The following is a 25,484-nucleotide window of genomic DNA, read 5'->3' as shown; positions in this document are numbered from 1 at the left end:
GTGCAACGCACAATGGCCTGATCCCCACCCGCCATCGCCACCTGCGCCTGCCGCCCCCATGCTGGTTCTGCACCACCCCACCGGCAACGCGAACACGCGTGCCGCGGCGCTCGGCCTGGCCGCCAGCGGCCACCTGAGCGCCTTCCATACGTGCATCGCCGCCTTTCCCGGCGACTGGCTCGACCAGCTGGCGCAGCTGCCCGGCCTGGGCGAGCTGCAGCGGCGCCGCTTCGACCCCGCGCTGCGCGAGCACACCCGCCTGTGGCCCTGGCGCGAGATGGGCCGGCTGCTGGCCTCTAAGGCCCGGCTGCGCCGGCTCACCGCACATGAGAGCGGCCTGTTCTCCGTCGACGCGGTCTACCGCAGCCTGGACCGGCGGGTCGCCAGCACCTTGCATCGGCGCGGCCGCGACGGCCAGCCGCCGCAAGCCGTCTACGGCTACGACGATGGCGCCTACGCATCCTTTCAAGCCGCCCGCCGGCTGGGCATGGCCTGCGTGTACGACCTGCCCACCGGCTACTGGCGCGCCGCGCGGCGCCTGCTCGAGCCCGAGCTGGCGCGCTGGCCCGAATGGGGCTCGACCATGATCGGCTTTCTCGATTCGCCGCAGAAGCTCGCCCGCAAGGACGAAGAACTGCGCATGGCCGACCGCATCCTCGTCGCCAGCAGCTTCACCCGCAGGACGCTGGACGACTTTCCCGGCCCGCTGGCGCCGATCGAAGTCGTTCCCTACGGCTTTCCGCCGGTCACCGGCCAGCGCCACTACCGCGACATCGGCAGCGGGCCGGTCAAGCTGCTTTTCGTGGGAAACCTGTCGCAGGGCAAGGGCGTGGCCGACCTGTTCGCCGCGGTCGAGGCCTTCGGCCCGCGCTTCGAGCTGACGGTGGTGGGCCGCCGTCCGGTGCACGACAACGCGGCGCTCAACGCGGCGCTGGCGCGCCATCGCTGGATTCCCGGCCTGCCCCATCCAGAGGTGCTGGCCCTGATGCGCGAACACGACGTGTTCGTCTTCCCATCGCTGTTCGACGGCTTCGGCATGGTGATCTCCGAGGCCATGTCGCAGGGCACGCCGGTCATCACCACCGAGCGCACGGTCGGCCTCGACCTGATCGAGCACGGCCGCAACGGCTGGATCTGCGAGGCGGCGAACACGGCCGCGCTGCAGGCCGCGCTCGAGCAGGTCCTGTTGCGCCCGCAGGCCATCGCCGAATGCGGCGCCGCAGCCATGGAAAGCGCCCGGCGCCGGCCGTGGCCGGTGTACGGGCAGGAGCTGGCGCAGGCGGTGCAGCGCGCGCTGGACGAACGGCAACGCCCGGCCTGACAGGCATGGGCGTAAGCGCGCGGGCGGCTTCAGCCCCGATTAAGCGGCTGCAGGACAATCGACGATCCACCATTCCCGCCGTGCGTTCCCGCAGGCATTTCCGACGACCGCCACCGACCCATGCGCCTGCTGCTCGTTGAAGACGATCCCATGATCGGCGAAGCACTGCTCGACCTGCTGCGCGCCGAACACTACGCCGTGGACTGGGTCCGCGACGGAGCCATGGCCGACACCGCCCTGCGCACGCAGCACTACGACGTCGTGCTGCTCGATCTCGGCCTGCCCAAGCGCGACGGCATCGAAGTGCTGCAGGCGCTGCGTGCCCGCCGCGACCGCACGCCGGTGCTGGTCGCCACGGCGCGCGATGCCGTCGCCGACCGTGTGGCGGGCCTGGACGCCGGTGCTGACGACTATGTCGTCAAACCCTACGACACGAGCGAGCTGCTGGCGCGGATCCGGGCCCTGGTGCGGCGCGGCGCCGGCGTGGCCGAACCGGTCTTCTCGCACCAGGGCGTCACGCTCAACCCCGCCACCCGCGAGGCCACGCTCGACGGCCAGCCGGTGCCGCTGTCGGCCAAGGAATGGGCCGTGCTCGAGCCGCTGATCGCCCGCCCGGGCGTGGTGCTGTCGCGCGCGCAGCTCGAGGAAAAGCTGTACGGCTGGAAGGACGACATCAGCAGCAACGCCATCGAGGTCTACATCCATGGCCTGCGCAAGAAGCTCGGCAGCGGCTTCATCCAGACCGTGCGCGGCCTGGGCTACCTGGTGCCCCGCGAATGAGCGGCCAGGTCAAAGGGTTTTCGCTGCGCCGGCGCCTGCTCGGCTTCGTGCTGGCGTCCATCCTGCTCGCGACCACCGTGCTGGGCATTACCGCCTACCGCAGCGCGCTGCGCGACGCCGACGCCCTGTTCGACCTGCACCTGCAGCAGATGGCCCACTCGCTGCGCGGCACGCTGCCGCTGGGGCCGGGCATCGACTCCAGCGACGACGGGCGCGAGGGCTACGACCTGTTCATCCAGATCTGGGGGCCGGACGGCACGCAGGTGTTCCGTTCGGCGCGCTCGGCCCTGCCGCCGCAGGCGGTGCTCGGCTTCTCCGACGCGACGGTCAACGGCCGGCGCTTTCGCCTCTACTCGCTGCAGACGCCGGTGCAGACGGTGCAGATCGCGCAGGACCTGGACGCACGCGAAGTGCGCGCCCGCGGCCTGGCCCTGCGCGCGACCATCCCGATGGCGCTGATCGCGCCGCTGCTGATGCTGGCCGTGGGCTGGATCATCACCCGCTCGCTGGCGCCGGTCGATCGCATGCGGCGCAACGTCGCGCAGCGCGCCGACGACGACCTGTCGCCGCTGCCCCGCGAGGGCCTGCCGGACGAGGTCCAGCCGCTGGTGCGCGAACTGAACCTCCTGTTCGGCCGCGTGCAGGCGGCCTTCGCCGCGCAGAAGAACTTCGTCGCCGACGCCGCCCACGAACTGCGCTCGCCGCTGACCGCGCTCAAGCTGCAGGCCGAGGCACTGCGCCGCGCCGACGACCCGGCCAGCCGCGAGGCCGCCGTGGCGCGCCTGCAAGGTGGCATCGAGCGGGCCATTCACCTCGTGGCGCAGTTGCTGTTGCTCGCACGCCAGGAATCCGGCGAGGCGGCCGCCAACGCCCTGGCGGCGCCGGTGGCGCTGGACGATGTGCTGGCGCAGTGCGTGGCGGCTTCGCTCACGCAGGCGCAGGCGCGTCGCATCGACCTGGGCGTGACCGCCACCACGCCGGCCAGCGTGCGCGCAGACGGCGCCGCGCTGCGCGTCATGCTCGGCAACCTGATCGACAACGCCATCAAGTACGCGCCCGAAGGCGGTCGCGTGGACGTGTCGCTGCAGCTGGAAGACGGCGCGCCGGTGCTGCGCGTTCAGGACGACGGTCCGGGCATACCTGCCGGCGAGCGGGAACGCGCCTTCGACCGCTTCTACCGCCTGGCCGGCAGTGCGTCCGAGGGCAGCGGGCTGGGCCTGGCCATCGTGCGTGCCATCGCCGAGCGCCAGGGGGCCGACGTGCAACTGGGCGAGGCGCCCGAGCTCGGCGGCCTGTGCGTCACCGTGCGCTTCGGCGCCGGCGCCATGACCCCGAGAGCAACGGCGGATTAAGTCCTGTCTAAGGACCGGCCCGCACCATTCGGGCCGTTCCCTTCACACATAGGACTTAGCCATGCGACTCGATTCCCTGACTCCCTCGCGACTCGCCGTCGCGCTCCTGGCTGCCGGTGTCATCGGCGGCGCCGGCGTGTCCGCGCTCGACATGCGGCTGGCCCATGCCGACACCGTGCCCACGGCCACCGCGACCACCACCACCGGCGTCCCGGTCGCCCTGCCGGACTTCTCGCAGATCACCCGCCAGGCCGGCCCGGCGGTGGTGAACATCAGCGTGGTGGGCAAGGCGCACGACCGCCGCGCCGCCATGGACCAGGACGACGGCGACGACGAAGACGGCCCGTTCGCCGGCGACCCGTTTGCGCAGTACTTCTTCCGCCACTTCGGCGGTGCGCCGAACATGCCGCAGCAGCGCCGCGGCGGCTCGGCGCCGGTGATGCGCGGCCAGGGCTCGGGCTTCATCGTCAGCCCGGACGGCATCATCATGACCAACGCGCACGTCGTGCAGGACGCCAAGGACGTGACGGTCAAGCTGACCGACCGGCGCGAGTTCAAGGCCAAGGTGCTGGGCTCGGACCCCAAGACCGACATTGCCGTGCTCAAGGTCGACGCCAAGGACCTGCCGGTGGTCAAGTTCGGCAGCGACGACAAGCTGAGCGTGGGCGAATGGGTGCTGGCCATCGGCTCTCCGTTCGGCTTCGAGAACACGGTCACCGCCGGCGTGGTGAGCGCCAAGGGCCGCTCGCTGCCGGACGACAGCGCCGTGCCGTTCATCCAGACCGACGTGGCCGTCAACCCGGGCAACTCGGGCGGCCCGCTGTTCAACACGCGCGGCGAGGTGGTGGGCATCAACTCGCAGATCTACAGCCGCACCGGCGGATACCAGGGCGTGTCCTTTGCCATCCCGATCGACCTGGCGAACAAGATCAAGGACAAGATCGTGGCCCACGGCAAGGTCGAACACGCCAAGCTGGGCATCGTGGTGCAGGAGGTCAACCAGACGCTGGCCGATTCGTTCAAGCTGCCGCGCCCCGAGGGTGCGCTGGTGGCCAGCGTCGAGAAGGGCGGCCCGGCCGACGAGGCCGGCCTGCAGACCGGCGACGTGATCCTCAAGCTGGACGACAAGCCGGTGGGTTCGTCCGGCGACCTGCCTGCCGCCATCAGCCTGTCCTCGCCTGGCGACAAGGTGGCCCTGCAGGTCTGGCGCGACGGCGGCGCCAAGACCATCACGGCGCGCCTGGGCAATGCCGATGCCAAGGGCGAGCAGGTGGCCAAGGCCGGCGCCGAAGACGGGCAAGGCCGGCTGGGCCTGGCGCTGCGGCCGCTGCAGCCGAATGAGCGCCGCGAGGCCGGCATCCAGGCGGGCCTGCTCGTCGAGGACGTGGACGGTGCAGCCGCCATGGCCGGCATCGAGCCGGGCGACCTGCTGCTGGCGGTCAACGGCACGCCGGTCAAGAGCGTGGCGCAGGTGCGCGAGGTGGTGGCCCACTCGGACAAGTCGGTGGCACTGCTGGTGCAGCGCGGCGATGCCAAGATCTTCGTGCCGGTGCGCATCGGCTGAGACAGCACCGGCCGGTTTCGCGAAACGGGTGCGATGGCGCAAACTGCGCCGTCGCACCCTTTTTTCAAGCTCCGTGGGAGACCTGCCCGATGTGCCGCAGCATCAAGACCCTCTACAACTTCGAGCCACCCGCCACCGACGAGGAAGTGCGTGCCGCCGCGCTGCAGTTCGTGCGCAAGCTCAGCGGGTTCAACGCGCCCTCCAAGGCCAATGCCGCCGCATTCGAGCTGGCGATCGAGCAGATCAGCGCCAGCGCGCGGCAACTGATCGATTCGCTGGTGACCCACGCCGAGCCGCGCGACCGCGACGAGGAAGCGGCGCGGGCGCGGGCGCGCAACGCCGAACGCCACGGCCACCTGCCGCACGGCGGGCACTGAGCGGCGGCCGGCTCAGGCCGCCGGCGCCTCGCTGCCGAGGTAGGCCTTCGCCAGCGCATCGTTCGCCGCGATCTCTTGCGCGCTGCCCTCGGCCACGATGCGGCCGCCCTCGATGACGTAGGCACGATCGGCCAGCGCCAGCGCCAGGCCGGCCATCTGGTCGACCAGCAGGATCGTCATGCCTTGCGCGCGCAGCGCGTCGAGCGCGGCGAACAGCTCGGCGATGATCTTCGGCGCCAACCCCAGCGAAGGCTCGTCCAGCAGCAGGATGCGCGGCTGCGCCATCAGGCCGCGCGCAATCGCCAGCATCTGCTGCTCGCCGCCCGACAGCAGGCCGGCGCGGTGATGGCGCCGCTCGGCCAGGCGCGGAAATCGCTCCAGCATCTCGCGCGCCCTCGCCTCGCGGCCTTGCGGCGACGCGAAGGCGCCGAGCCGGATGTTGTCCATCACGCTCAGCTCCGGAAACACCTGGCGCCCTTCGGGCACCAGCACGAGCCCGTGCGTGACGATGCGCTCGGCGGACATCCGGGTCAGGTCCTTGCCTTCGAGATGGATCCCGCCCCGTACCGGGCGATGCAGGCCGGCCAGCGAACGCATCAGGGTCGACTTCCCACTGCCGTTGGCCCCCAGCAAGGCCACCACCTGGCCGCGCCGCACTTGCAGGTCGATGCCGTGCAGCACCGGCTCGGCGCCGTAGCCGGTCACCAGCGCGCCGACGCCCAGCATCTCGGCGGCGCCGCCGGACGACGCGCGGGCGGCAGCCGGCGCCGCCTGGCCGGCCAGCGCCTCGCCCAGGTAGGCCTGGCGCACACGCGGGTCGGCCTGCACCTCGACGGGCGTGCCGGCGGCCAGGTGCTGCCCGGCATCGAGCACGACCACCTGCCGCGAAATGCCCATCACAAGTTCCATGTCGTGCTCGACCACCAGCACGCCGATTCCGGCATCGGCAATGCGCTGGAGCAGCTCGCCCAGGCGCGCCTTGTCCTCGCGCGACAGACCGGCAGCCGGTTCGTCGAGCAGCAGCACTTGCGGACCGGTGGCCAGCGCGCGGGCGATCTCGACCAGGCGCCGGTCCACGTGCGGCAGGTCGGCCGCGGGCATGTCGAGTGCGCCGCGGTAGCCGCAGAACGCCAGCAGTGCCCGCGCCCGCTGGCGCACCGCGGCTGCGCCGAACGGCCCCCTGCCGAACAACGGCCCGAGCGCGCCGCGGCTGGCCGCGAGCGCCACGTTGTCCTCCACGCCCAGGCTGGCGAACAACTGCGAGCTTTGATAGGTGCGCGCCACGCCGTGGCGCGCGATGTCATGGGCCGCCAGCCCCTGCAGGGCATGCGGCCCCAGCCGGAAGGCGCCGGCCGTAGGCTTGTAGAAGCCGCTGAGCATGTTCAGCGCCGTGGTCTTGCCGGCGCCGTTGGGCCCGATCAGGCTGGTGATGGCGCCGGCCGGCGCGGCAAAGCCCAGACCGCTGACCGCTCGCACGCCGCCGAAATCCATGGTGAGACCTTGCGCGGACAGCGCAGCCCCGGTCGCGCGCGCCAGCCATGGCGCCGCATCGGCCGGTGCGGCGGCGCACGGCGCCACGTCGTACGCGCGGCGCGGTGCGCGGCGGCGCAGCCGGTTCAGCAGGCCGACCGCGCCGTCGGGCGTGGCCCAGAGCACCACCAGCAGCAGCGCACCGAAGAACAGCAGGCGGTATTCCTCGAGGCCGGCCAGCAGTTCCGGCAGCAGCGCCACCACCAGTGCGCCGACCAGCGGACCGGCCACCGCGCCGGCACCGCCGAGCACCACCACCAGCACGAACAGGATGGACTGGCCGAAGCCGAAGCTGCTCGGTGCAATGAAGCCCGACAGCGGCGCGAACAGGCCGCCGGCCAGGCCCGCGGCCGCCGCCGACAGCGCGAAGGCCACCGTCTTGACCTGCAGCGGATGGATGCCGACCGACTCGGCGGCCGTCTCGCTGTCGCGCACCGCCCGCATCGCGGCGCCCCAGGTGCCGCGCGACAGCCAGGCATAGAGCGCCAGCGCCACGCCGGCCGACAGCACCGCGAGCATGGCCACCGCGCGCTCGCCGCCGGCCAGCGCGCCCAGCGACGGCGCGGCGATTCCCATGATGCCGTTCTGCCCGCCCGTGAGGCCGCCCATCTCGATGGTGGCATGCTCCACGATGAAGCCGAAGGCGATGGTCACCATCGCGAGGTACGGCCCCTTCACGCGCAATGCTGGCAGCGCCAGCAAGGCACCCACCGCCCCCGACAGCAGCATCGCCGCCGGCCATGCGGCCCAGAAGTTCCAGCCCGCCCTGGTCGTGAGAATGCCGACCGCGTACGCGCCGATGGCGTAGAAGCCCACGTGGCCGAACGAGATCTGCCCTGTCAGTCCCTGCAGCACGTTCAGCCCGATGCCAACCACCGCCAGCAACGCCACGTTGGCCAGCACGAAGACGTAGTAGCCGTTGACGGTGGCCGCAGCGGCAAGCCCGGCCGCGAGCAGCAGCAGCACACCGACGATCTGCGGCGCCGTTCCCAGCCCGAACCGGACCGGCGCCGGGCGCGGCACCTGCGCGGGCGCGGCGGTCACGGGCATCACGACGCTCATTGGAATTTCCCCGTGCGGCGCACTGCCGTGCACGCCGGCTTCGAAGCGGCCACCCGATGACTCATACCTTTTTCACCTCCGCGCGTCCGAACAGTCCGTTCGGCCGCAGGGCCAGCGCCACGATGACCAGCGAGAAACTCAGGATCTGCGTGTAGCCCGAGCCCAGCGTGCTGGTGATGCCGGCCTCGAGCATGCCGAACAGCAGCCCCGCGGCCATCACGCCCCAGGCGCTGCCGATGCCGCCCAGGATCGCCACGGCGAATGCCTTCAGGCCGAACAGGGTGCCCATGTCGGCATTGACGTTGAACAGCGGCGCGATCAACACGCCGGCGATGCCGGCGAACACGGCCGACAGGGCAAAGCTCAGCGCCACCACGCGCTTGATGGGAATGCCCATCAGCCGCGCCGCGTCGCGGTTCTGCACCACGGCGAGCATGGCCACGCCCCAGCGCGTGCGGCGCGCCGCCAGGTGCAGCGCGGCCGCCAGGGCCAGCCCGACCAGCGGGATCAACACCTGCAGCGGGTACACGCCCAGGCCCTGCCCGCCCAGCGACAGCGGCGACACGGCCAGCGCCGAAGGCAGGCTGCGCGGCTCCTTGCCGAAGGTGAACAGCACCAGGTTGTCCAGCACGATGCCCAGCGCCACCGTGGCGATCAGCCAGGCATTGGAGCCACGGCTGGCGAACGGTCGCACCGCCATGAACTCCACCACCAGCCCGTACAGCGCGCACAGGGCCAGCGCCAGCACGACCGCCAGCGGCATCGGCCAGCCGAGCGTCTGGGCGAAGGCGAAGGTCAGCACCGCGCCGAGCATCATCGAGCTGCCCTGCGCGAAGTTGACCGTTCCGGACACCGCGTACGTGACGTGGAAGCCCAGCGCCATCAGCCCGTACATGCTGCCCAGGCCGAAGCCCGCGATCAGCGCCGACATCGATTGCATTGCCGGTCGCCCTTCAGTTCTCCACCGGAACGATGCGGTTGTCGATGAACTGCGCCCAGACGTAGTCGTTCGGGCCCAGCGCGTCGTGGTTGTCCGGCGTGAAGGGCTTGTCGTAGGTCTTGATCAGGCCTTCGTAGCGGCCGATCTTGTAGAAGCCCTGGCGCACCGCGTCGCCTTCCGTCGAGCCGGCGGCGGCAATGGCCAGCGCGGCCAGGTGCGTCGCGTCGTAGGCGTTGGCCACGCCCACGGCCGGAGTGATGTCGTCCGGGCCCTTGATCGCGGGGTACTTGGCCATGAGCTCCTTGACCACCCGTTCGCGCACCGGCGTGGCCTTTCCGAAGAAGCTGTAGGTCTGCACGAAGTGCACTTCGCGGGCGTTCGGGCCCGCCAGTTCGGTGAAGCGGCCGCCGGCCGGGCCCCAGTGCGAGACCACCGGCACCTTCCAGCCCATGCGGTCGAGCGACTTGACCACCTGGGCGGACGGGCCGACATTGCCCACCAGGAACAGCGTGTCCGCGCCGGCGGCCTTCAGGCGCGTGAGCTGCGGCACCATGTCCAGGTCGTTGCCTTCGTACTTCTCGACGCCTGCGGGCGCCACGCCCTTGGCGGCCAGCGCGGCCTTGAGGCCCTTCTCGTTGGATTCGCCCCAGGGGTTGTTGACCAGGATCAGGCCGGGCTTGGCCGTCTTGAAGTTCTTCTGCGCGTACTGCAGCATGGCCACGTCGACGATCTCGTCCATGGCCGACACCCGGAACGCGAAGTTCGGGTTGCCGCTGTTGCGGGTGATGCCGGTGCCGGCCGCCCACGGCCCCATGAACGGCACCTTCTCCTGGTTGGCCAGCGGCACGATGGCCATCGACACCGGCGTGTCCAGGCCGCCGAAGAGCACCGCCACCTTCTCCTTGAAGATCAGTTCGCGCGCGGCCACCACGCCCTTGGCGGGGTTGGCCTCGTCATCGCGGCGCACCAGTTCGAGCTTGCGCCCGCCCAGCAGGCCGCCCTTGGCGTTGACCTCGTCGATCGCCACCTGCATGCCGCGGGAGATCGCCTCGCCGGCCAGCGCCGACTGGCCGGACAAGGCCGTGACCAGGCCGATCTTGATGGTGTCGGCGGCCAGGGCCGTGCCGGACAGGGCGGCAGCGGCCAGGGCGATCGCGCTGGAAAGCAAGGTGCGGCGGGCAAGACGGGACATGACGGTTCCTCCGGTTGAATGGAAACCGAAAGAATGCAAGGGGCGTGCCAGTGTCACCAATGTTCACAATGTCTGGTCAACATGCTTGCTATTGGATTGTTCACAATCGGCACACCTCTTGCTCGCCTGCCTGGACCGCCGCCGCATGCACCTCGGAGCGGCGCCGATGCACCAGACTGGAACATCCATTGCTTTACGACATGGCCTACGACCCGCTTTCCCCGGTGGCGCATCACAGCCGCTTCGACTATCTCCCCATCACGCGCCGGCCCGACTACCGGTGGCCAGGCGGCGCACGGCTGGCGGTCTACCTCGGTTTCAACCTGGAGCACTTCTCATTCGGGGAGGGCCTGGGCGCGATGATCGGCCCGGCCCATCCGCACCCGGACGTGCTCAACTACTCCTGGCGCGAATACGGCAACCGCGTCGGCGCCTGGCGCTGCCTGGAACTGTTCGACAGCCTGGGCATGAACGCGGCGACGCTGCTCAACACCGCGCTGTACGACCATTGCCCGGAACTCATCGCCGCCTGCGTCGAACGCGGGCACGAACTGGTCGGCCACGGCCACAGCAACTCGCTGCGCCAGGCCGATCTGGAAGAAGCCCAGGAGGCCGCCCTGCTGGCCGCCTGCCGCGAGCGCATCCGCGCGCACAGCGGAGTGGCGCCGCAGGGCTGGCTGTCGCCATGGATCTCCGAGAGCCGGCTGACGCCGGACCTGCTGGCCGAAGCCGGCTATGCATACAGCCTCAACTGGGCGCACGACGACCAGCCGGTGCCGATGCGCACGCGCGGTGGCGGCCTGCTCTGGTCGGTGCCCTATCCGCAGGAGCTCAACGACATCCCCATGATCATCGCGCGCCAGATGGATGCGAAGGATTTCGCCCAGATGATCATCGACAACTGCGACGAGATGCTGGTGCAGTCGCGCGCACAGCCGCTGGTGATGGGGCTGGCGCTGCATCCCTACATCGTCGGCCAGCCTTACCGGTTGCGCCACCTGCGCCGCGCGCTGGCGCACCTGGCCGCCCTGCGCGAGCGCGGCGAGATCTGGCTGACCACGCCGGGCGCCATCTGCGCCCATGCCGCGCAGGTTCACGGCGCGGCTGTGGCAAGCTAGCGCCGTCTCCATCCGCCTTTGCCCGCCCATGGCCCGATCCGCCACCGACCGCCCCGCCCTCGACCAGGATGAAACGCCGCGCGTCGGCGGCGCGCTGGCCGCCGTGGACGACGGCGACGAGGTCGAGGCCCGGATGTACCGCACCGTCTTCGAAAGCGTCATGACGCAGCGCCTGACGCCCGGCACCAAGCTGCCGGAGGCGGCGCTGTGCGAACTGTTCGGCACCACGCGCTCGGTAGTGCGCAAGGTGCTCCAGCGCCTGGCGCATGACCACATCGTGCAGCTGCGTCCGAACCGCGGGGCCATCATCGCCGTGCCGACACCGGAGGAAACGCGCCAGGTATTCGAGGCCCGGCGCGGGCTGGAATCGGTGATCGTCAACCTGGCCACGCGCAACGCCACCAGCGCCGGCATCGCCGAGCTGCGCCGCCAGCTCGCGGCCGAGCATGATGCGATGCACCGGCTGGAACAACCGGCCTGGGCCCGCCTGGCCAGTTCGTTCCACCTGCAGCTGGCCGCGCTGGCGCGCAACCCGATCCTCGAGCGCTACCTGGTGGAGATGGTCTCGCGCTGCTCGCTCATCGTGGCCCTGCACGAGCCGCCGGGCAATGCCTCCTGCGAACATGCCGAGCACGAGAGCATCGTCGCGTGCATCGAACGGGGCGACGCCGCCGCGGCGGTGCAGCAGATGGACGAGCACCTGCGGCGGCTCGAACGCAACGTCTCGCTCGAGCGCCGCGGCGCCGACCGCAGCCTCGCGCACCTGCTGGGAATGGCGTAGCGCTAGGGCCGCGCTTCGCGAGCGCGCCGCGCCTCGTAGGCCAGCAGGTGCGCCTGCACGACGCGCAGCACCGGAAATGCCTTGCCATTGCCGGGCGCGCGGCGCAGCAGATCGGTGATGATCTGGTCGGCCTCGATGCGCAGGCCGCGTTCCATGTCCTTGAGCATCGATGCCGTCATCGGTGAACCGGCGCTGGCCAACGCCGCCTTGTTGCGCGCCAGCGCGCTGGCCCCGGGCGCATGGCCGTTGTGCGCGGCGATGGCGGCGCATTCGTCAACCAGCGCGGCGGCGATCTCCTTGCCGCCGGCCTGCACCATGTCGCCCACGGTGCCGCGCATCAGGCAGGTGATGCCGGCCAGCGAGGCGATGAAGACCCATTTTTCCCACATGGCCTGCAGGATGTCCTCGGACGCGGTGTGCTGGAACCGGGCGCGCCCGAAGGCCTGACCGATGGCGTCGACCCGCGGCGAGCGGCCGCCCGCCAGCTCACCGAAGCTGATGGCGTGGAGGTCGTTCAGGTGCTGCACGCGGCCGGCGTCGTCCAGCACGGCCGAGATCATGCACAGGCCGCCGAGCACCCGCTCGTCACCGAAGCGCCGGCCGAGTTCGTCCAGGTGGCGCATGCCGTTGAGCACGGGCAGGATGGCGGTGTCCGGCCCGACGCCGGCGGCGAACGAATCCATCGTCGGACCCAGGTCGTAGGCCTTGCAGCCGACGATCACCACGTCGTACGGCGCGGCGATCTGTTCGGACAGCACCAGCGGAGGATTGGGCAATTCGGCGTCGCCGAACGTGCTGCGCACCACCAGGCCGGTCTGGCGCAACTGCTGGGCGCGGCGCGGCCGCACCAGGAAGGTCAGGTCTTCGCCCGCCTGCAACAGGCGCGCGCCGAAATATCCGCCCAGCGCACCGGCGCCGACCATGAGCATCCGCATGTCCTACTCCCCCGCGTTGACTTGGAAACAAAGGCCGATTCTGCACGCCGCGCCGCGTCTGCGCAGCCGTCGGCGCGGTCTCCCGATAATGTGCGCACTTTTGCAACCGCATCGAGACCAGGAGACCCAGGACGTGCCCGACCTTTCAAAGATGACCTGCATCGAAGACCTGCGCCGCGTGGCCAAGCGGCGCGTGCCGCGCATGTTCTACGACTACGCCGACTCCGGCGCCTGGACCGAGGGCACCTACCGCGACAACGAAGCCGCGTTCCAGAAGATCAAGCTGCGCCAGCGCGTCGCGGTGAACATGGAGGGGCGCTCGACCCGCACCACCATGATCGGCCAGGAGGTGGCGATGCCGGTGGCGATCGCGCCCACCGGCCTGACCGGCATGCAGCATGCCGACGGCGAGATCCTGGGTGCGCGCGCGGCCAAGGCATTCGGCATCCCGTTCACGCTGTCGACCATGAGCATCTGCTCGCTCGAAGACATCGCCGAAGGCACCGACCGCCATCCGTTCTGGTTCCAGCTCTACGTGATGCGCGACCGCGAGTTCATGGCCCGCCTGATCGAGCGGGCCAAGGCCGCCAACTGCTCGGCGTTGCAGGTCACCCTGGACCTGCAGGTCATGGGCCAGCGCCACAAGGACATCAAGAACGGCCTGTCCTCCCCGCCCAAGCCCACGCTGGCCAACCTCATCAACCTGGCGACCAAGCCGCATTGGTGCCTGGGCATGCTGGGAACGAAGCGGCGGACCTTCGGCAACATCGTCGGCCACGCCAGGAACGTCAGCAACACGTCGTCGCTGGCCTCGTGGACCGCCGAGCAGTTCGATCCGTCGCTGAGCTGGAACGACATCGAATGGATCAAGCGGCTGTGGGGCGGCAAGCTGATCCTCAAGGGCATCATGGACGAGCAGGATGCGCGGCTGGCGGTGGACACAGGCGCCGATGCGATCGTCGTGTCCAACCATGGCGGACGCCAGCTCGACGGCGCGCCGGCCTCGATCGATGCGCTTCCGGCCATCGCCGACGCGGTGGGGTCGCGCATCGAGGTCTGGATGGACGGCGGCATCCGCGGCGGCCAGGACGTGCTCAAGGCGCGTGCGCTCGGCGCGCGCGGCACGCTGATCGGCCGCAGCTTCCTGTATGGCCTGGGTGCCTATGGCGAGGCCGGCGTGACCCGCGCGCTGCAGATCATCCACAAGGAACTCGACATCACCATGGCGTTCTGCGGCCACACGCAGATCGACACGGTGGACCGCAACATCCTGTTGCCCGCCAACTGCTGAGCCGGTTGCGGCGGCCCGGGCCGTCGTGCCCGGGGCCGGCACCCGCCCGAGCGGCCCGCAGGGTCAAGGCCACGGCCGACAGCGCGAATTCGCGCTGCGCCGCACAATCCCCGCTGCCCATACAACATCAAGAGGCAGCGCATGAGTGCCACCATTCCATCCGCAGGCGAATCAGCCTCCACCACACCCCGCCAGTACACAGCCGAAGAAAAGCGGCATCGCATCTTCGCCATCGTCGGCGCATCGTCCGGCAACCTGGTCGAGTGGTTCGACTTCTACGTCTACGCGTTCTCGGCACTGTATTTCGCCGGTGCGTTCTTTCCCAAGTCGGACCCGACGGTGCAGCTGCTCAACACCGCCGGCGTATTCGCCGCGGGCTTCCTCATGCGCCCGATCGGCGGCTGGCTGTTCGGCCGCATCGCGGACCGCGTGGGCCGCAAGACCTCGATGCTGATCTCGGTGAGCATGATGTGCGCCGGCTCCCTGGTCATCGCCTGCCTGCCCACCTATGCGCAGATCGGCGCCTGGGCGCCTTTCCTGCTGCTGATGGCGCGGCTGTTCCAGGGCCTGTCGGTCGGCGGAGAGTACGGCACCACGGCAACCTACATGAGCGAGGTGGCGCTGCGCGGCCAGCGCGGCTTCTTCTCGTCGTTCCAGTACGTGACCCTGATCGGCGGGCAGCTGCTCGCGGTCCTGGTGATCGTGGTGCTCGAGCAGTTGCTCACCGAGGATGAACTGCGCGCCTGGGGCTGGCGCATCCCGTTCGTCATCGGCGCCATTACCGCCGTGGTCGCCATGTTCCTGCGCCGCTCGCTGACCGAGACGCACGGCAGCCAGGGCGAGAAGAACAAGGAAGCCGGCACCATGGCCGGGCTGTTCAAGCATCACAAGGCCGCGTTCTTCACCGTGCTGGGCTATACCGCCGGTGGCTCGCTGATCTTCTACACGTTCACCACCTACATGCAGAAGTTCCTGGTCAACACGGTGCACCTGCCGAACAAGACGGCAAGCTACGTGATGACCTGCGCGCTGTTCGTCTACATGTGCATGCAGCCGGTGTTCGGCGCGTTGTCCGACCGCATCGGCCGGCGCAACAACATGCTGCTGTTCGGTGGATTGGGCGTGTTGTTCACCGTCCCGATCCTCACGGCGCTGCAGCACGTCACCAGCCCCTATGTTGCTTTCGTGCTGATCATCGCGGCCCTGGCGATCGTGAGCTTCTACACCTCGATCAGCGGCATCGTGAAGGCCGAGATGTTCCCGCCCGAGGTGCGCGCACTGGGCGTGGGCCTGGCCTATGCCGTGGGCAACGCCATCTTCGGCGGCTCCGCCGAGTATGTTGCGCTGGCCCTCAAGTCGGAGGGACACGAGACCAGCTTCTACTGGTACGTGACCGTCATGATGGTCATTGCCTTCCTGGTCAGCCTTCGCCTGCCGCGCCAGGCCAGCTACCTGCACCACGACCATTGATCACGGCGGCGCCGCCGGAGCCCGCCGGCGCGCCGTCTCGCGGATCACCTCGATCAGCCGCCGCGCGCCCTCCGCCGGCTCGCCGGTGCGGCGCAGCGTGATGCCGACCGGTCCCTCGGTGCTGTCGGTGTCGTAGTCCAGCCGCACCAGCTCGCCAGCGGCCAACGCCGCGTCCGCCGCGCCCTTCGGCGCGAACCAGACGGCGTCGGTGCGCCGCAGCAGCCCCAGGACGAAGCTGGTGTCGGTGGCCTCGATCACAGCCGCCGGCAGCATGCTGCCGCGTGCGAAGAGATAGGCGTCGGCGGTGTCGCGCACCAATGTGCCGTGCACCGGCACCACCAGCGGGTGGACCGACAACGCGTCCAGCGTGGGCGCGCGCCGGCCGGCCAGCGGGTGCGCCGGCCGTGCCACCAGCACGAGCGGCTCGCTGTAGAGTTGCACGAAGCTCAGGTCGGCCATGGCCGAGGGCTGGGCCAGGCGACCGACGACGAGGTCGATCTCACCCTGGCGCAGCTGGGCCATCAGCTGGGCATTGGTACCGCTGACGACGCGCACGCGCAAGGCCGGCTCCTGGCGCGAGAGACTCGCGACCACGTCCGGCAGCAGGCCCGCCGCCATGTTGGGCAGGGCCCCGACCGCCACGCGCAGGTGCTCGCCCTGCGGCTGGTCGAGCGCCAGCGCAAGGCCCTCGCGCAAGCCGCGCAAGGTGGCCACGGCATGGCGGACCAGCACTTCCCCGGCAGGCGTCAGCTCCACACCGCGACGCCGCCGCACCAGCAACTGCCGTCCGACGATGTCCTCCAGCTCGGCGATGGTCTTGGACACCGCCGGCTGCGTCAACGCCAGCGCCCGGGCCGCGCGCACGAGGTTGCGCTCCTGTCCGACCAGCGCGAGGCAGCGGAGGTGGCGCAACTTGAGGCGATCAAAATTCATAAAAGGCGGCTCGACCCGCTCGTGAATGCTTCGAGCGTCCCAGGCCAGCGACACGTTCAGCCATTCCCAATGGTTATAGCAGGCCGACGAGCTTTCAGTTGTGAGTGCGTTCGCCGCGGCCTACAGTGGCCGCACCGGGCCAGCACATCGTGGCCGCGGCATCGATCACACCTCGGAGACAAGACACCCATGAGCGCCACACCCCGCGCCCGCCGCCCGCACTGGCTGGCCGGCCTCCTCTGCAGCACCGCGCTGATCGCCCTGGCCCCTGCAGCCGCGCAGGCGCAGGACGGCTACCCCGACAAGCCGGTCAAGCTGCTGACCAACTTCCCGGCCGGCGGTCCGCTCGACATCCTGGGCCGCGCGCTGGCGATCCCGCTGCAGGCAGCGCTGGGCCAGCCGTTCGTCGTGGACAACCGGCCCGGCGCCGGGGGCAACATCGGCGCCGACCTGGTGGCCAAGGCGCCGGCGGACGGCTACACGGTGCTGCTGTCGATCGACACGCCGTTCACCATCAACCCGCATGTCTACCCGTCGATGCCGTTCGCGCAGAAGGACCTGAAGCCGCTGATGATCTTCAGTTCTTCCGGTCTGGCCTTCGGCGTCAATCCGTCGGTGGGCGCCAAGACCCTGCCGGCGTTCGTCGAGATGGCCAGAAAGCAGGACATGACCTTCAGCTCCGCCGGCAACGGCAGCCCGGGGCACCTGGCGGCCGAGATCTTCGGCACCGCCACCGGCGCGAAGATCCTGCACGTGCCTTACAAGGGCAATGCGCCGGCAGTTACCGCACTGCTGTCCGGCGAGGTCCAGGCCGGCATCCTGGCCACGCCGGGGCTATTGCCGCACATCCAGGCCGGCAAGGTGCTGCCCCTGGCCGTTACCGGCCGCCAGCGCGCGCCGCTGCTGCCGGAGGTTGCCACGGTGGGCGAACTCGGCCTGCCGAAGATGGAATTCGAGGTGCTCTACCTGACCATGGTGCCGGCCGCCACGCCGGCGCCGGTGGTCGAGAAGCTGCAGAAGGCACTGGCAGCCGCGCTGGCCACGCCCGAGCTCAAGCAGCGGCTGGCCAGTCTCGACATGGTTGCCCTGGGCGAGACCGGCGAAGCCGCCGCCCGGCACCTGGCCGACAGCAGCAGGCGCTACGGGGAGATCGTCAAGGCCACCGGCATGAAGGCGGAATAGGATCGCCCCATGAGCAGCAGCACGAATGCGGGGCGGCGCCCCAACGTCATCTTCATCGTGGCCGACGACCTCGGCTACGCCGACCTGGGCTGCTATGGCGGCCGGGAGGCGGCCTTCGGTCCCGTCTCGCCGGTGCTCGACGGCCTTGCCGCCAACGGCCTGCGCATGACCCAGGGCTATGCGAACTCCCCGGTGTGTTCGCCGACCCGCTTTGGACTGATCACCGCCCGCTACCAGTACCGCCTGCGCGGCGCGGCAGAGGAGCCGATCAACAGCAAGAGCCGCGGCAGCGCGACGCTCGGGCTGCCGCCTTCGCATCCGACGGTGCCCTCGCTGCTGCGCGAGGCGGGCTACCGCACGGCCCTGATCGGCAAGTGGCACCTGGGATCGCAGCCGCATTTCGGGCCGCTGCGCTCGGGCTACGAGGAATTCTTCGGCCCCATGTCCGGCGGGGTGGACTACTTCACCCACTGCGACTCGACCGGCCAGCACGACCTGTGGTGCGGCGACGAGGAACAGAAGACCGAGGGCTACCTGACCGACCTGCTCTCGCGCCGTGCCGCCGACTACGTCCGACGCATGGCCGGCGAGGACGCGCCCTTCTTCCTGAGCCTGCACTACACCGCGCCGCACTGGCCCTGGGAGACGCGCGACGACGCCGCACGGCCCGCGAAGATCCACAACAAGCTGTTCGACCTGGCGGGCGGCAACATCCACACCTATCGCCGCATGATCCATCACATGGACGAGGGCATCGGCTGGATCATGCAGGCGCTGCGCGAGACGAGTCAGGAACGCGACACGCTGGTGATCTTCACCAGCGACAACGGCGGCGAGCGCTTCTCGGACAACTGGCCGCTGGTGGGCGGCAAGATGGACCTGACCGAGGGCGGCATCCGCGTGCCCTGGATCGCCCACTGGCCGGCCGCCATCGCGCCGGGCGGCACCAGCGCCCAGCTGTGCATGTCGATGGACTGGAGCGCCACCATACTGGACGCCGCCGGCGCTTCGGCGCACCCGGACTACCCGCTCGACGGCGTCTCCCTGATGCCGGTGCTGCGCGACGCCGGCCACGCCTTCGAGCGTCCGCTGCACTGGCGCATGAACCACCGCGGCCAGCGGGCGCTGCGCCAAGGCGAATGGAAGTACCTGCGGGTCGATGGCAACGACTACCTGTTCAACATCCCGCAGGACGAGCGCGAACGCGCCAACAAGGCACCGCTGGAGCCGCAGCGCCTGGCCGCGATGCGCGACCAATGGGAAGCCTGGAACGCGTCCATGCCGCCCATCCCCGAGGACGCGACCGTGAGCCTGGGCTACTCGTACAAGGAAATGCCGCAGCGCTAGCGCCTGCGACCTACGCGACCGTCTCCCACAGCCCCGGGTAGTGCGTGACGAAGCCTTCGGCGCCCACCTTGAGCGTGTCCTTGTAGTCGAAGCGCGGGGCGTGATAGTCATAGGCACCGTCGCCGCGGCGCCGATAGTGCTGCACCAGGGCGCTGAGCGACTCGCCGTCCAGGTCGATCCAGGCGGCAGCCACCTCGGCCGAATCGCCCTTGTCCAGGTGGATGCGCCGCAACTGCACCAGATTTGTGGCAGGCGTGAAGCCCAGGTCGAGGTCGACGCAGTGGCCCAGGTCGGGCACGACCTCGTCGTTGAGCGTCCAGTCGCCGCGCGGGTTGCGCGCCACGGAAATGTCGACCGGCGACTCCCCGACCCAGCCGCGCACGCGGCCCCACTTGGCATGCCACGCCTTGTCGCAGAAGACCCGGTAGTCGAGCCGGGCCGGACGGCCGTCGGTGTGGCGGAACACCGCCGCGCCGTCGAGTTGCCAACTCTCCCCGTGCCGTTCCAGGCGACAGGCGTCATGGCCTGGCGCATCGAGCCGGCGCCAGAAGATGGTGGCGATGGTCTGCATGGCGCGAATGATGGCATTGAAGCGGGACACGCACCAGAGGGGGCATCCGCGCCCCGCCCCCGGCCGCCGCGGCGCCAGACCGCACAATCCGCAGCGTGACCGAACCCGCCCGCCGCCGCATCGCCCACCTCGACATGGACGCCTTCTACGCGTCCGTCGAACTGCTGCGCTATCCGCAGCTCAAGGGCCTGCCGGTGGTCATCGGCGGCGGGCGCCGGCGCGAGGACGAGGTGCTGCGCCAGATTCCCGAGGGCGGCTCCCTGGCGGACATCGCGCTCGAGGCATTTCCGCGCCTGAAGGACTACGTCGGCCGCGGCGTCATCACCACCGCGACCTATGCGGCGCGCGCCTTCGGCGTCGGCTCGGCGATGGGCCTGATGAAGGCGGCCAGGCTGTGCCCGCAGGCGATCCTGCTGCCGGTCGATTTCGACGAATACCGGCGCTTCTCGCGCACCTTCAAGAAGATCATCACCGACATCGCGCCGGTGATGGAGGACCGCGGGGTGGACGAGGTGTACATCGACTTCACCGACGTGCCCGGCGGCCAGCGCGAGGGCGGCCGCGTGCTGGCGCGGCTGATCCAGAAGGCCATCTTCGAGGCCACCGGCCTGACCTGTTCGGTGGGCGTGGCGCCCAACAAGCTGATCGCCAAGATGGCCAGCGAGTTCGACAAGCCCAACGGCATCTCGGTCGTGTACGAGGAAGACCTGGCCAGCCGCATCTGGCCGCTGCCGTGCCGCAAGGTCAACGGCATCGGGCCCAAGGCGGACGCCAGGCTGCAGCAGCACGGCATCCAGACGTTGGGCGAACTGGCCGCGCGCGAGCGCGAGTGGCTGATGGCCACCTTCGGGCGCAGCACCGGCGCCTGGATGCACGAGGCGGCCTGGGGCCGCGACGACCGGCCGGTCGTGACCGAAAGCGAGCCGGTGTCGATGAGCCGCGAGACCACCTTCGAGCGCGACCTGCACGCAGTGCGCGACCGGGCCGAGCTCGGCGCCATCTTCACCCACCTGTGCCAGAAGGTGGGTGAAGACCTGCGGCGCAAGGGCTACGTGGGCCGCACGATCGGCGTCAAGCTGCGCTACGACAACTTCAAGATCGCCACGCGCGACCAGACACTGGCGCTTTTCACCGACGACGGCGGCGTCATCCGCCAGGCCGCCGGGCAGTGTCTCAAGCGCGTGCCGCTCGAGCGCCCGCTGCGCCTGCTGGGCGTGCGCGTGGGCGGCCTGGTGCGCGCCGGCAGTGCGCAGGCGACGGCCGCAGAGGAAGCCGTGGCGCGGCCGTCGTTGCCCGCTCGGCGCGGCAGCGTCGCCGACGCCGGCGCGCTCACGGGTTCGCTGTTCTGAAGCGGCGGCCCCGTCGGGGCCGCGAGGCGCGCTAGCGCGGCATCAGCCCCAGCCGCAGTCCGGCATCGTCCACCGCCACTTCATAACCGAGGTCGTCGGCCAGGTTCTGCAATGCCACGGCATCGATCGCCAGGCGGCGCGGGGCGGGGTTGACCGCGCCGTCCGGTCCGTCGGCGCTGCCCTCGCGCGGCCCGATGAACAGCAGAACGCTTTGCGGTTCGCGCGCGGTGATGCGGATGCAGCGCGGCCCGTGCCCGCTGTCGTTGAGATAGCAAAGCGCGCCCAGCAACAGGTAGCGCAGCGCTCCGCCGTGCGGCAGGGGCGCCTCGTCGGCTTGCTCCTGCAGCGACTCGTCGACCTGCAGGGCGACGCCGTGCAGGTCGAAGGCGGGGCGAAGGAGCTCCACGCATTCCCGCACCAGTTCCGTGCGCGCGACGCCTTCGCCGGTGGGCGTCAGGTCCCAGTCGCGCAGGCCCCGCACGCGCTGAGTGAGTTCACCGAACTGGTCGTCCAGCAGCGCCACCCGCTCCAGGCAGGCGGCGCCGTCGACCGGCTCGGCCTGCAATTGGCGGCGCAGGGTCAGCAGCGCCATGCGCACTACCGAGACCGGCGCGACCATGTCGTGGCGCAAGGCGGGCAGTACGCGGGAAAGTACTTCGTGGCGAACGCCCGCGGCGATCCAGCTGCGGGCGCCCGGCGAGGATTTCATCATTCGCAGGAGTATCGGTGCGGGCCACGCCCGGGCTTGTAGGAGCAGGGCTACTCGAAGGCTCGACGCGGCCTGACGGAACGGCTACTGGCGCGCGGTGCGGACGTTGGCGGGAAGCGGCTGCGGCCAGCTGGTGCGGAAGGGGTTGATGTCCAGTCCGCCGCGGCGCGTGTAGCGCGCGTACACGGCCAGCCTGGTCGGCTGGCAGCGCTGGCGGATGTCGTTGAAGATGCGCTCGACGCAATGCTCGTGAAAGTCGTTGTGCCCGCGAAAGCTCACGATGTAGCGCAGCAGGCCGGCCTGGTCGATCTGCGGGCCGCTGTAGCGGATCTGCACGCTGCCCCAGTCCGGCTGGCCGGTGACCGGGCAGTTGCTCTTGAGCAGGCGGCTGGTCAGCGTCTCGGTGACCGGCTGCTCGCCGGTGTTGGCCGACAGCAGTTCGGGCGCCGGATGCTGGTGCGTGCATTCCAGGTCCAGCCGGTCCAGGTCGACGCCGTCGAGCTCGTGCACCGGTTCGCGGTCGAACAGCTCCGGCGCCAGCAGCTTCACGCCGACGCGGCCGGTGCGGTCGCTGCCGCGCCATACGGCCAGGCTCAGGTCTTCGACTAGCCGGTCGCGCACCGCCTGGGCGTCATGGAAGACGGCGTTGTTGAAGCTGTTGAGGTAGAGCTTGAACGACTTGCTCTCGATGATGTTGGGCGTCTCGCACGGAATCGTGAAGTGCGCGATGGCCAGTTGCGGCTTGCCGCGCGCATTGAGCCACGACAGCTCGAAGGCCGACCACAGGTCGGCGCCGAAGAAAGGCAACGCATCGTCGCGGATGCCCAGCCCGGCGCGCTGGGCGGCGCGGGCGATCGGAAAGAGCTGGCCCGGATCGTAGTGGTCCGGGTAGACGGTGGCGTGGCCCAGCGGCGACTGCTCGGGCGTGTTGGACAGGTTCATGGAGCGCGCTCCTCGGCAGAACGCAGAAAGGGAATGATGTAGTCCAGCAGCAGGGCGTTGACGCCCGGCGGCAGGTCGTGACCCATGCCGGGGATGGCGACGAAGCGCGCGCCGCTGATGCGTCGCGCCGTATCGCGGCCGGCGGCGATCGGCACCAGGCGGTCGGCCTCGCCGTGCAGCACCAGGGTCGGGCACCGGATGGATGCGAGGACCTCGGCGCGTCCGGCGTCCGCGCCAACGGCCAGCATCTGGCGCATCAGGCCGGACGGGCGGTAGGCACGGCGCAGCGCTTCGGTCAGCCGCTGGCGCAGCACGCTCTCCTCGCTCGGGTAGGCCGGGCTCTCGATCATGCGCACGAAGCCCAGGCTGTAGTCGACCAGCGCCTGCTCGGTGCGCGCCGGCAAAGGACGCACCAGCCGCGCCGCCACCTGGGGGTGCGGGCCGGGCAGCCCACGCGCACCGCTGGAGCTCATGATGCTGGTGAGCGACCGCACGCGCCCGGGCGCGCTGGCCGCGACGCGCTGGGCGATCATGCCGCCCATCGAGGCACCGATGACGTGCGCCTGCCGGATGCCCAGGGCGTCGAGCACGCCGAGCGAGTCGTTCGCCATGTCCTGCAGCGTATAGGGCGAGTCGACCGCCAGCCCGAGGCGCGCGCGCAGTGCCTGCCACATCAGGTTGCGCCGCGGCGCGTGGTCGAAACCCTCGCTCAGGCCGATGTCCCGGTTGTCGTGGCGCACGACGCGAAATCCGGCCGCGACCAGCGGCTGCCAGAAGTCCGGCGGCCAGCCGATCAGCTGCATGCCCAGGCCCATGATGAGCAACACCACCGGGCGATCGGCCTGGCTGCCGTCGGCACCGCTGTCCTCGACCTCGATGTCGATGCCGTTGGCGCGAAGCTTCACTTGAATTCCCGCTCGCGCAGCCACTTGGTGGCAACCCATTTCTCGCCGGCCAGCACGGGCGAGCCCCCGTGCAGGCTGCGAGTGCCGGGGTCGGGCCGGTCGTAGCCGAAGAACAGGCCGCTGCCGCGGCTCGGCGCGACTTCCAGGCCGACGTCGGGGAAGATCGTGCCGCCGCCTGCCTCGGGCGCCTGCAGGTACATCAGCAAGGTGCCCAGGCGCTGGCCGCCGCGCCGCAGGATGGTCGGCGTGCCCGGCTCGGCCGGATCGAAGTAGTCGTAGTGCGGCCGGTATTGGGCGCCGGGGCGGTAGCGCAGCACCTGCAGGCCCTCGCCGAACTCCACCGGCCAGTTCAGGAGGCGGGCGATGCGGGCCTCCACCCGGCGCACGATCTCGTTCTCGCCGCGCTCGAAGAACATGCCGTCGCTGGTGCGGTCCTGGTTGAGCGTCTCGCCGCCGGTCTTGGTCTCGACCGTGAGCGAGCGCGCCAGGCGTTCGCCGGCGGCCGCGATCAGGCCGTCGCATTCCTCGTCCGACAGCAGGCCGCCGAACATCACCACGCGCGGATGCTGCAGCGTCATGAGCACCGGCACCTGTCGGTCGCCGGCATCGATGAAGGCCGCAGATCCTTCGAGCACGGGGCCGGGCTGGCGCGCGGCGGGCTGCGCCTGCGCGCCGGCAACGGCCGCACGCGCGCCAGAAGCCGGTGCGGCGGCGCGGCCGGCGACGGGAAGGGCGAACAGCGCGACCTCGATCGCGTCCTCGCGCCAGCCGGACTGGCGCATCGACTGGCGCAGCGCCTCCACCGTGTGGCCGGCGCCGAGTTGCTCGATGACCCAACGCCGCAGGTCGGCGCTGATGGGCTGCTGGGTGGATTTCATTGCGTTGCTGGAACTCATGGGGACGTCCTGCGAAACACCATGCGATGCGGTTGCGACGCCGCGGCATCGAAAGAATAGCCTTCCAGGTCGAATCGCTCCAGTGCCTGGGGCGTGGCCGCACGGTGCCGCACCGCCCAGCGCGCCATCAGGCCGCGCGCCCGCTTGGCGAAGAAGCTGATGACCTTGTACTGCCCGCCGCGGCCTTCCTCGAAGACGCATTCGACCACACGGGCCTTGAGCGCCTTGCGGTCGACCGCCCGGAAGTACTCCTGCGACGCCAGGTTGATCACCACCGGGGTGACGTCCTGGACCGCGCGCTGGTTCAGGTACGCGGAAATCCGCGTGCCCCAGAAGGCGTACAGGTCCTTGCCGCGCGGGTTGGCCAGCGCCGTGCCCATTTCCAGCCGGTAGGGCTGCAGCCGGTCGAGTGGGCGCAGCACGCCGTACAGGCCGCTGAGGATCACCAGATGCTGCTGTGCCCAGTCGAGTTCGTCGCGCGAGAGCGTGCGCGCGTCGAGGCCGCCGTAGACGTCGCCGTCGAAGGCGAAGGCCGCCTGCCGCGAATTCTCCGGCGTGCTGCGCGCGCGCCAGGCGGCGTAGCGCGCCACGTTCAGGGCCGAGAGCTTGTCCGACAGGCTCATCAGCCCGGCGATGTCCTGCGGCGACTTCTGGCGCAGGACGCGGATCAGCTCTACCGAAGGGCCGCGGCCGCTTTCGAAATGCGGCGTGGTGGCCGGCAGGTCTTCGGGCAGGGGGGTGTCGTAGTCGAGCGACTTGGCAGGGGACAGCAGGAAGAGCATCGCGGAATTATCGCGGCGCGTGCCTGGCCCCAGGGAGGTCCGGGCCGCCGGCAGGCCCCCGGACCATGTCTCGAATAAAATTGCCCGAGATTCCGAATCGCGGTCGTCGCCTGTGCGCGATGCCGACTCGATGCGCACCGGCCGGCCCTCGGCCC

23 protein-coding genes are annotated in these 25,484 nt (G+C 70.3%); 12 read left to right on the top strand and 11 right to left on the bottom strand.

Features of this window, described 5'->3' with window-relative positions:
- Positions 1 to 58: 58 nt before the first annotated feature.
- From VES41_RS15235 to VES41_RS15215, 5 genes are all read left to right on the top strand, one after another.
- Positions 59 to 1,321 carry a glycosyltransferase family 4 protein gene (locus tag VES41_RS15235; protein WP_324818551.1) on the top strand — a complete coding sequence of 421 codons (1,263 nt, stop codon included), beginning with the start codon at positions 59 to 61 and terminating at the stop codon, positions 1,319 to 1,321.
- Positions 1,322 to 1,441: 120 nt separating this feature from the next.
- On the top strand, positions 1,442 to 2,101 hold the full coding sequence (locus tag VES41_RS15230; protein WP_324818549.1) for a response regulator transcription factor: 660 nt from the start codon (positions 1,442 to 1,444) through the stop codon (positions 2,099 to 2,101).
- A complete protein-coding gene (locus VES41_RS15225) occupies positions 2,098 to 3,453 on the top strand; it encodes an ATP-binding protein (RefSeq protein ID WP_324818546.1) in 1,356 nt (451 codons plus the stop codon). The genes VES41_RS15230 and VES41_RS15225 overlap by 4 nt, the downstream gene beginning before the upstream one ends.
- A 61-nt stretch (positions 3,454 to 3,514) precedes the next feature.
- Positions 3,515 to 5,017: a DegQ family serine endoprotease gene (locus tag VES41_RS15220; RefSeq protein ID WP_324818543.1), complete on the top strand. Its 1,503-nt coding sequence runs from the start codon at positions 3,515 to 3,517 to the stop codon at positions 5,015 to 5,017.
- Positions 5,018 to 5,106: 89 nt separating this feature from the next.
- Positions 5,107 to 5,394: a DUF2277 domain-containing protein gene (locus tag VES41_RS15215; protein ID WP_324818540.1), complete on the top strand. Its 288-nt coding sequence runs from the start codon at positions 5,107 to 5,109 to the stop codon at positions 5,392 to 5,394.
- Between the two features lie 12 nt (positions 5,395 to 5,406).
- Here the strand turns inward: VES41_RS15215 and VES41_RS15210 are convergent, their stop codons facing one another.
- From VES41_RS15210 to VES41_RS15200, 3 genes are all read right to left on the bottom strand, one after another.
- Entirely contained in the window at positions 5,407 to 7,974 is a 2,568-nt protein-coding gene (locus tag VES41_RS15210) for a branched-chain amino acid ABC transporter ATP-binding protein/permease (protein WP_324818537.1), read from the bottom strand.
- Between the two features lie 73 nt (positions 7,975 to 8,047).
- Complete coding sequence (locus VES41_RS15205) at positions 8,048 to 8,926, bottom strand: branched-chain amino acid ABC transporter permease (protein ID WP_324818534.1); 879 nt, start codon at positions 8,924 to 8,926, stop codon at positions 8,048 to 8,050.
- A 13-nt stretch (positions 8,927 to 8,939) separates the two neighbouring features.
- Positions 8,940 to 10,118, bottom strand: a complete 1,179-nt coding sequence (locus VES41_RS15200) for an ABC transporter substrate-binding protein (RefSeq protein WP_324818532.1) — start codon at positions 10,116 to 10,118, stop codon at positions 8,940 to 8,942.
- Positions 10,119 to 10,318: 200 nt separating this feature from the next.
- Here VES41_RS15200 and VES41_RS15195 point away from each other — a divergent pair, with 200 nt between their 5' ends.
- Together VES41_RS15195 and VES41_RS15190 are read left to right on the top strand one after the other, a co-directional pair.
- Positions 10,319 to 11,236, top strand: coding sequence for a polysaccharide deacetylase family protein (locus VES41_RS15195; protein WP_324818530.1), 918 nt, complete (start codon positions 10,319 to 10,321; stop codon positions 11,234 to 11,236).
- 28 nt (positions 11,237 to 11,264) lie between these two features.
- A complete protein-coding gene (locus tag VES41_RS15190) occupies positions 11,265 to 12,017 on the top strand; it encodes a GntR family transcriptional regulator (protein ID WP_414719141.1) in 753 nt (250 codons plus the stop codon).
- Positions 12,018 to 12,019: 2 nt separating this feature from the next.
- On the opposite strand, the gene panE is transcribed toward VES41_RS15190, so the two are convergent.
- The gene (gene panE / locus VES41_RS15185) at positions 12,020 to 12,952 is read right to left on the bottom strand and encodes a 2-dehydropantoate 2-reductase (RefSeq protein WP_324818527.1); all 933 of its coding nucleotides are present in this window, start codon (positions 12,950 to 12,952) and stop codon (positions 12,020 to 12,022) included.
- Between the two features lie 133 nt (positions 12,953 to 13,085).
- Between panE and VES41_RS15180 the strand changes: the two genes are divergently transcribed.
- Together VES41_RS15180 and VES41_RS15175 are read left to right on the top strand one after the other, a co-directional pair.
- On the top strand, positions 13,086 to 14,243 hold the full coding sequence (locus VES41_RS15180; RefSeq protein ID WP_324818525.1) for an alpha-hydroxy acid oxidase: 1,158 nt from the start codon (positions 13,086 to 13,088) through the stop codon (positions 14,241 to 14,243).
- A 141-nt stretch (positions 14,244 to 14,384) separates the two neighbouring features.
- The gene (locus tag VES41_RS15175; protein ID WP_324818522.1) at positions 14,385 to 15,713 is read left to right on the top strand and encodes an MFS family transporter; all 1,329 of its coding nucleotides are present in this window, start codon (positions 14,385 to 14,387) and stop codon (positions 15,711 to 15,713) included.
- Here VES41_RS15175 and VES41_RS15170 read toward each other — a convergent pair whose 3' ends face one another.
- On the bottom strand, positions 15,714 to 16,646 hold the full coding sequence (locus tag VES41_RS15170; protein ID WP_324818519.1) for a LysR substrate-binding domain-containing protein: 933 nt from the start codon (positions 16,644 to 16,646) through the stop codon (positions 15,714 to 15,716).
- A 189-nt stretch (positions 16,647 to 16,835) separates the two neighbouring features.
- On the opposite strand from VES41_RS15170, the gene VES41_RS15165 reads away from it, so the two are divergent.
- Both VES41_RS15165 and VES41_RS15160 read left to right on the top strand, forming a co-directional pair.
- Positions 16,836 to 17,828 (top strand): tripartite tricarboxylate transporter substrate binding protein, encoded by a 993-nt coding sequence (locus VES41_RS15165; protein WP_324818517.1) that lies wholly within the window; start codon positions 16,836 to 16,838, stop codon positions 17,826 to 17,828.
- A 9-nt stretch (positions 17,829 to 17,837) separates the two neighbouring features.
- Entirely contained in the window at positions 17,838 to 19,175 is a 1,338-nt protein-coding gene (locus VES41_RS15160) for a sulfatase family protein (protein WP_324818515.1), read from the top strand.
- 10 nt (positions 19,176 to 19,185) lie between these two features.
- On the opposite strand, the gene VES41_RS15155 is transcribed toward VES41_RS15160, so the two are convergent.
- A complete protein-coding gene (locus tag VES41_RS15155) occupies positions 19,186 to 19,746 on the bottom strand; it encodes a putative glycolipid-binding domain-containing protein (RefSeq protein WP_324818512.1) in 561 nt (186 codons plus the stop codon).
- Positions 19,747 to 19,880: 134 nt separating this feature from the next.
- Here VES41_RS15155 and VES41_RS15150 point away from each other — a divergent pair, with 134 nt between their 5' ends.
- Complete coding sequence (locus tag VES41_RS15150; protein ID WP_324819530.1) at positions 19,881 to 21,095, top strand: DNA polymerase IV; 1,215 nt, start codon at positions 19,881 to 19,883, stop codon at positions 21,093 to 21,095.
- 31 nt (positions 21,096 to 21,126) lie between these two features.
- Here VES41_RS15150 and VES41_RS15145 read toward each other — a convergent pair whose 3' ends face one another.
- The 5 genes from VES41_RS15145 to yaaA all read right to left on the bottom strand — a co-directional run bounded on the left by VES41_RS15145 (position 21,127) and on the right by yaaA (position 25,329).
- Positions 21,127 to 21,804: a hypothetical protein gene (locus VES41_RS15145; RefSeq protein WP_324818509.1), complete on the bottom strand. Its 678-nt coding sequence runs from the start codon at positions 21,802 to 21,804 to the stop codon at positions 21,127 to 21,129.
- Positions 21,805 to 21,888: 84 nt separating this feature from the next.
- A complete protein-coding gene (gene queF / locus VES41_RS15140) occupies positions 21,889 to 22,746 on the bottom strand; it encodes an NADPH-dependent 7-cyano-7-deazaguanine reductase QueF (RefSeq protein WP_324818507.1) in 858 nt (285 codons plus the stop codon).
- Positions 22,743 to 23,651, bottom strand: a complete 909-nt coding sequence (locus tag VES41_RS15135) for an alpha/beta hydrolase (protein ID WP_324818505.1) — start codon at positions 23,649 to 23,651, stop codon at positions 22,743 to 22,745. Before VES41_RS15135 ends, queF begins: the two co-directional genes overlap by 4 nt.
- Positions 23,648 to 24,547 (bottom strand): 2OG-Fe(II) oxygenase, encoded by a 900-nt coding sequence (locus VES41_RS15130; RefSeq protein ID WP_324818502.1) that lies wholly within the window; start codon positions 24,545 to 24,547, stop codon positions 23,648 to 23,650. The genes VES41_RS15135 and VES41_RS15130 overlap by 4 nt, the downstream gene beginning before the upstream one ends.
- Complete coding sequence (gene yaaA, locus VES41_RS15125; protein WP_324818500.1) at positions 24,544 to 25,329, bottom strand: peroxide stress protein YaaA; 786 nt, start codon at positions 25,327 to 25,329, stop codon at positions 24,544 to 24,546. The genes VES41_RS15130 and yaaA overlap by 4 nt, the downstream gene beginning before the upstream one ends.
- Positions 25,330 to 25,484 lie beyond the last annotated feature (155 nt).

The sequence above is a fragment of the Variovorax sp. genome (genome assembly GCF_035634955.1).
In the GTDB taxonomy this organism is placed as follows: domain Bacteria; phylum Pseudomonadota; class Gammaproteobacteria; order Burkholderiales; family Burkholderiaceae_C; genus Variovorax.
The sequence above is the reverse complement of the archived record's forward strand: the minus strand, read 5'-3'. Positions and strand labels throughout refer to the sequence as shown.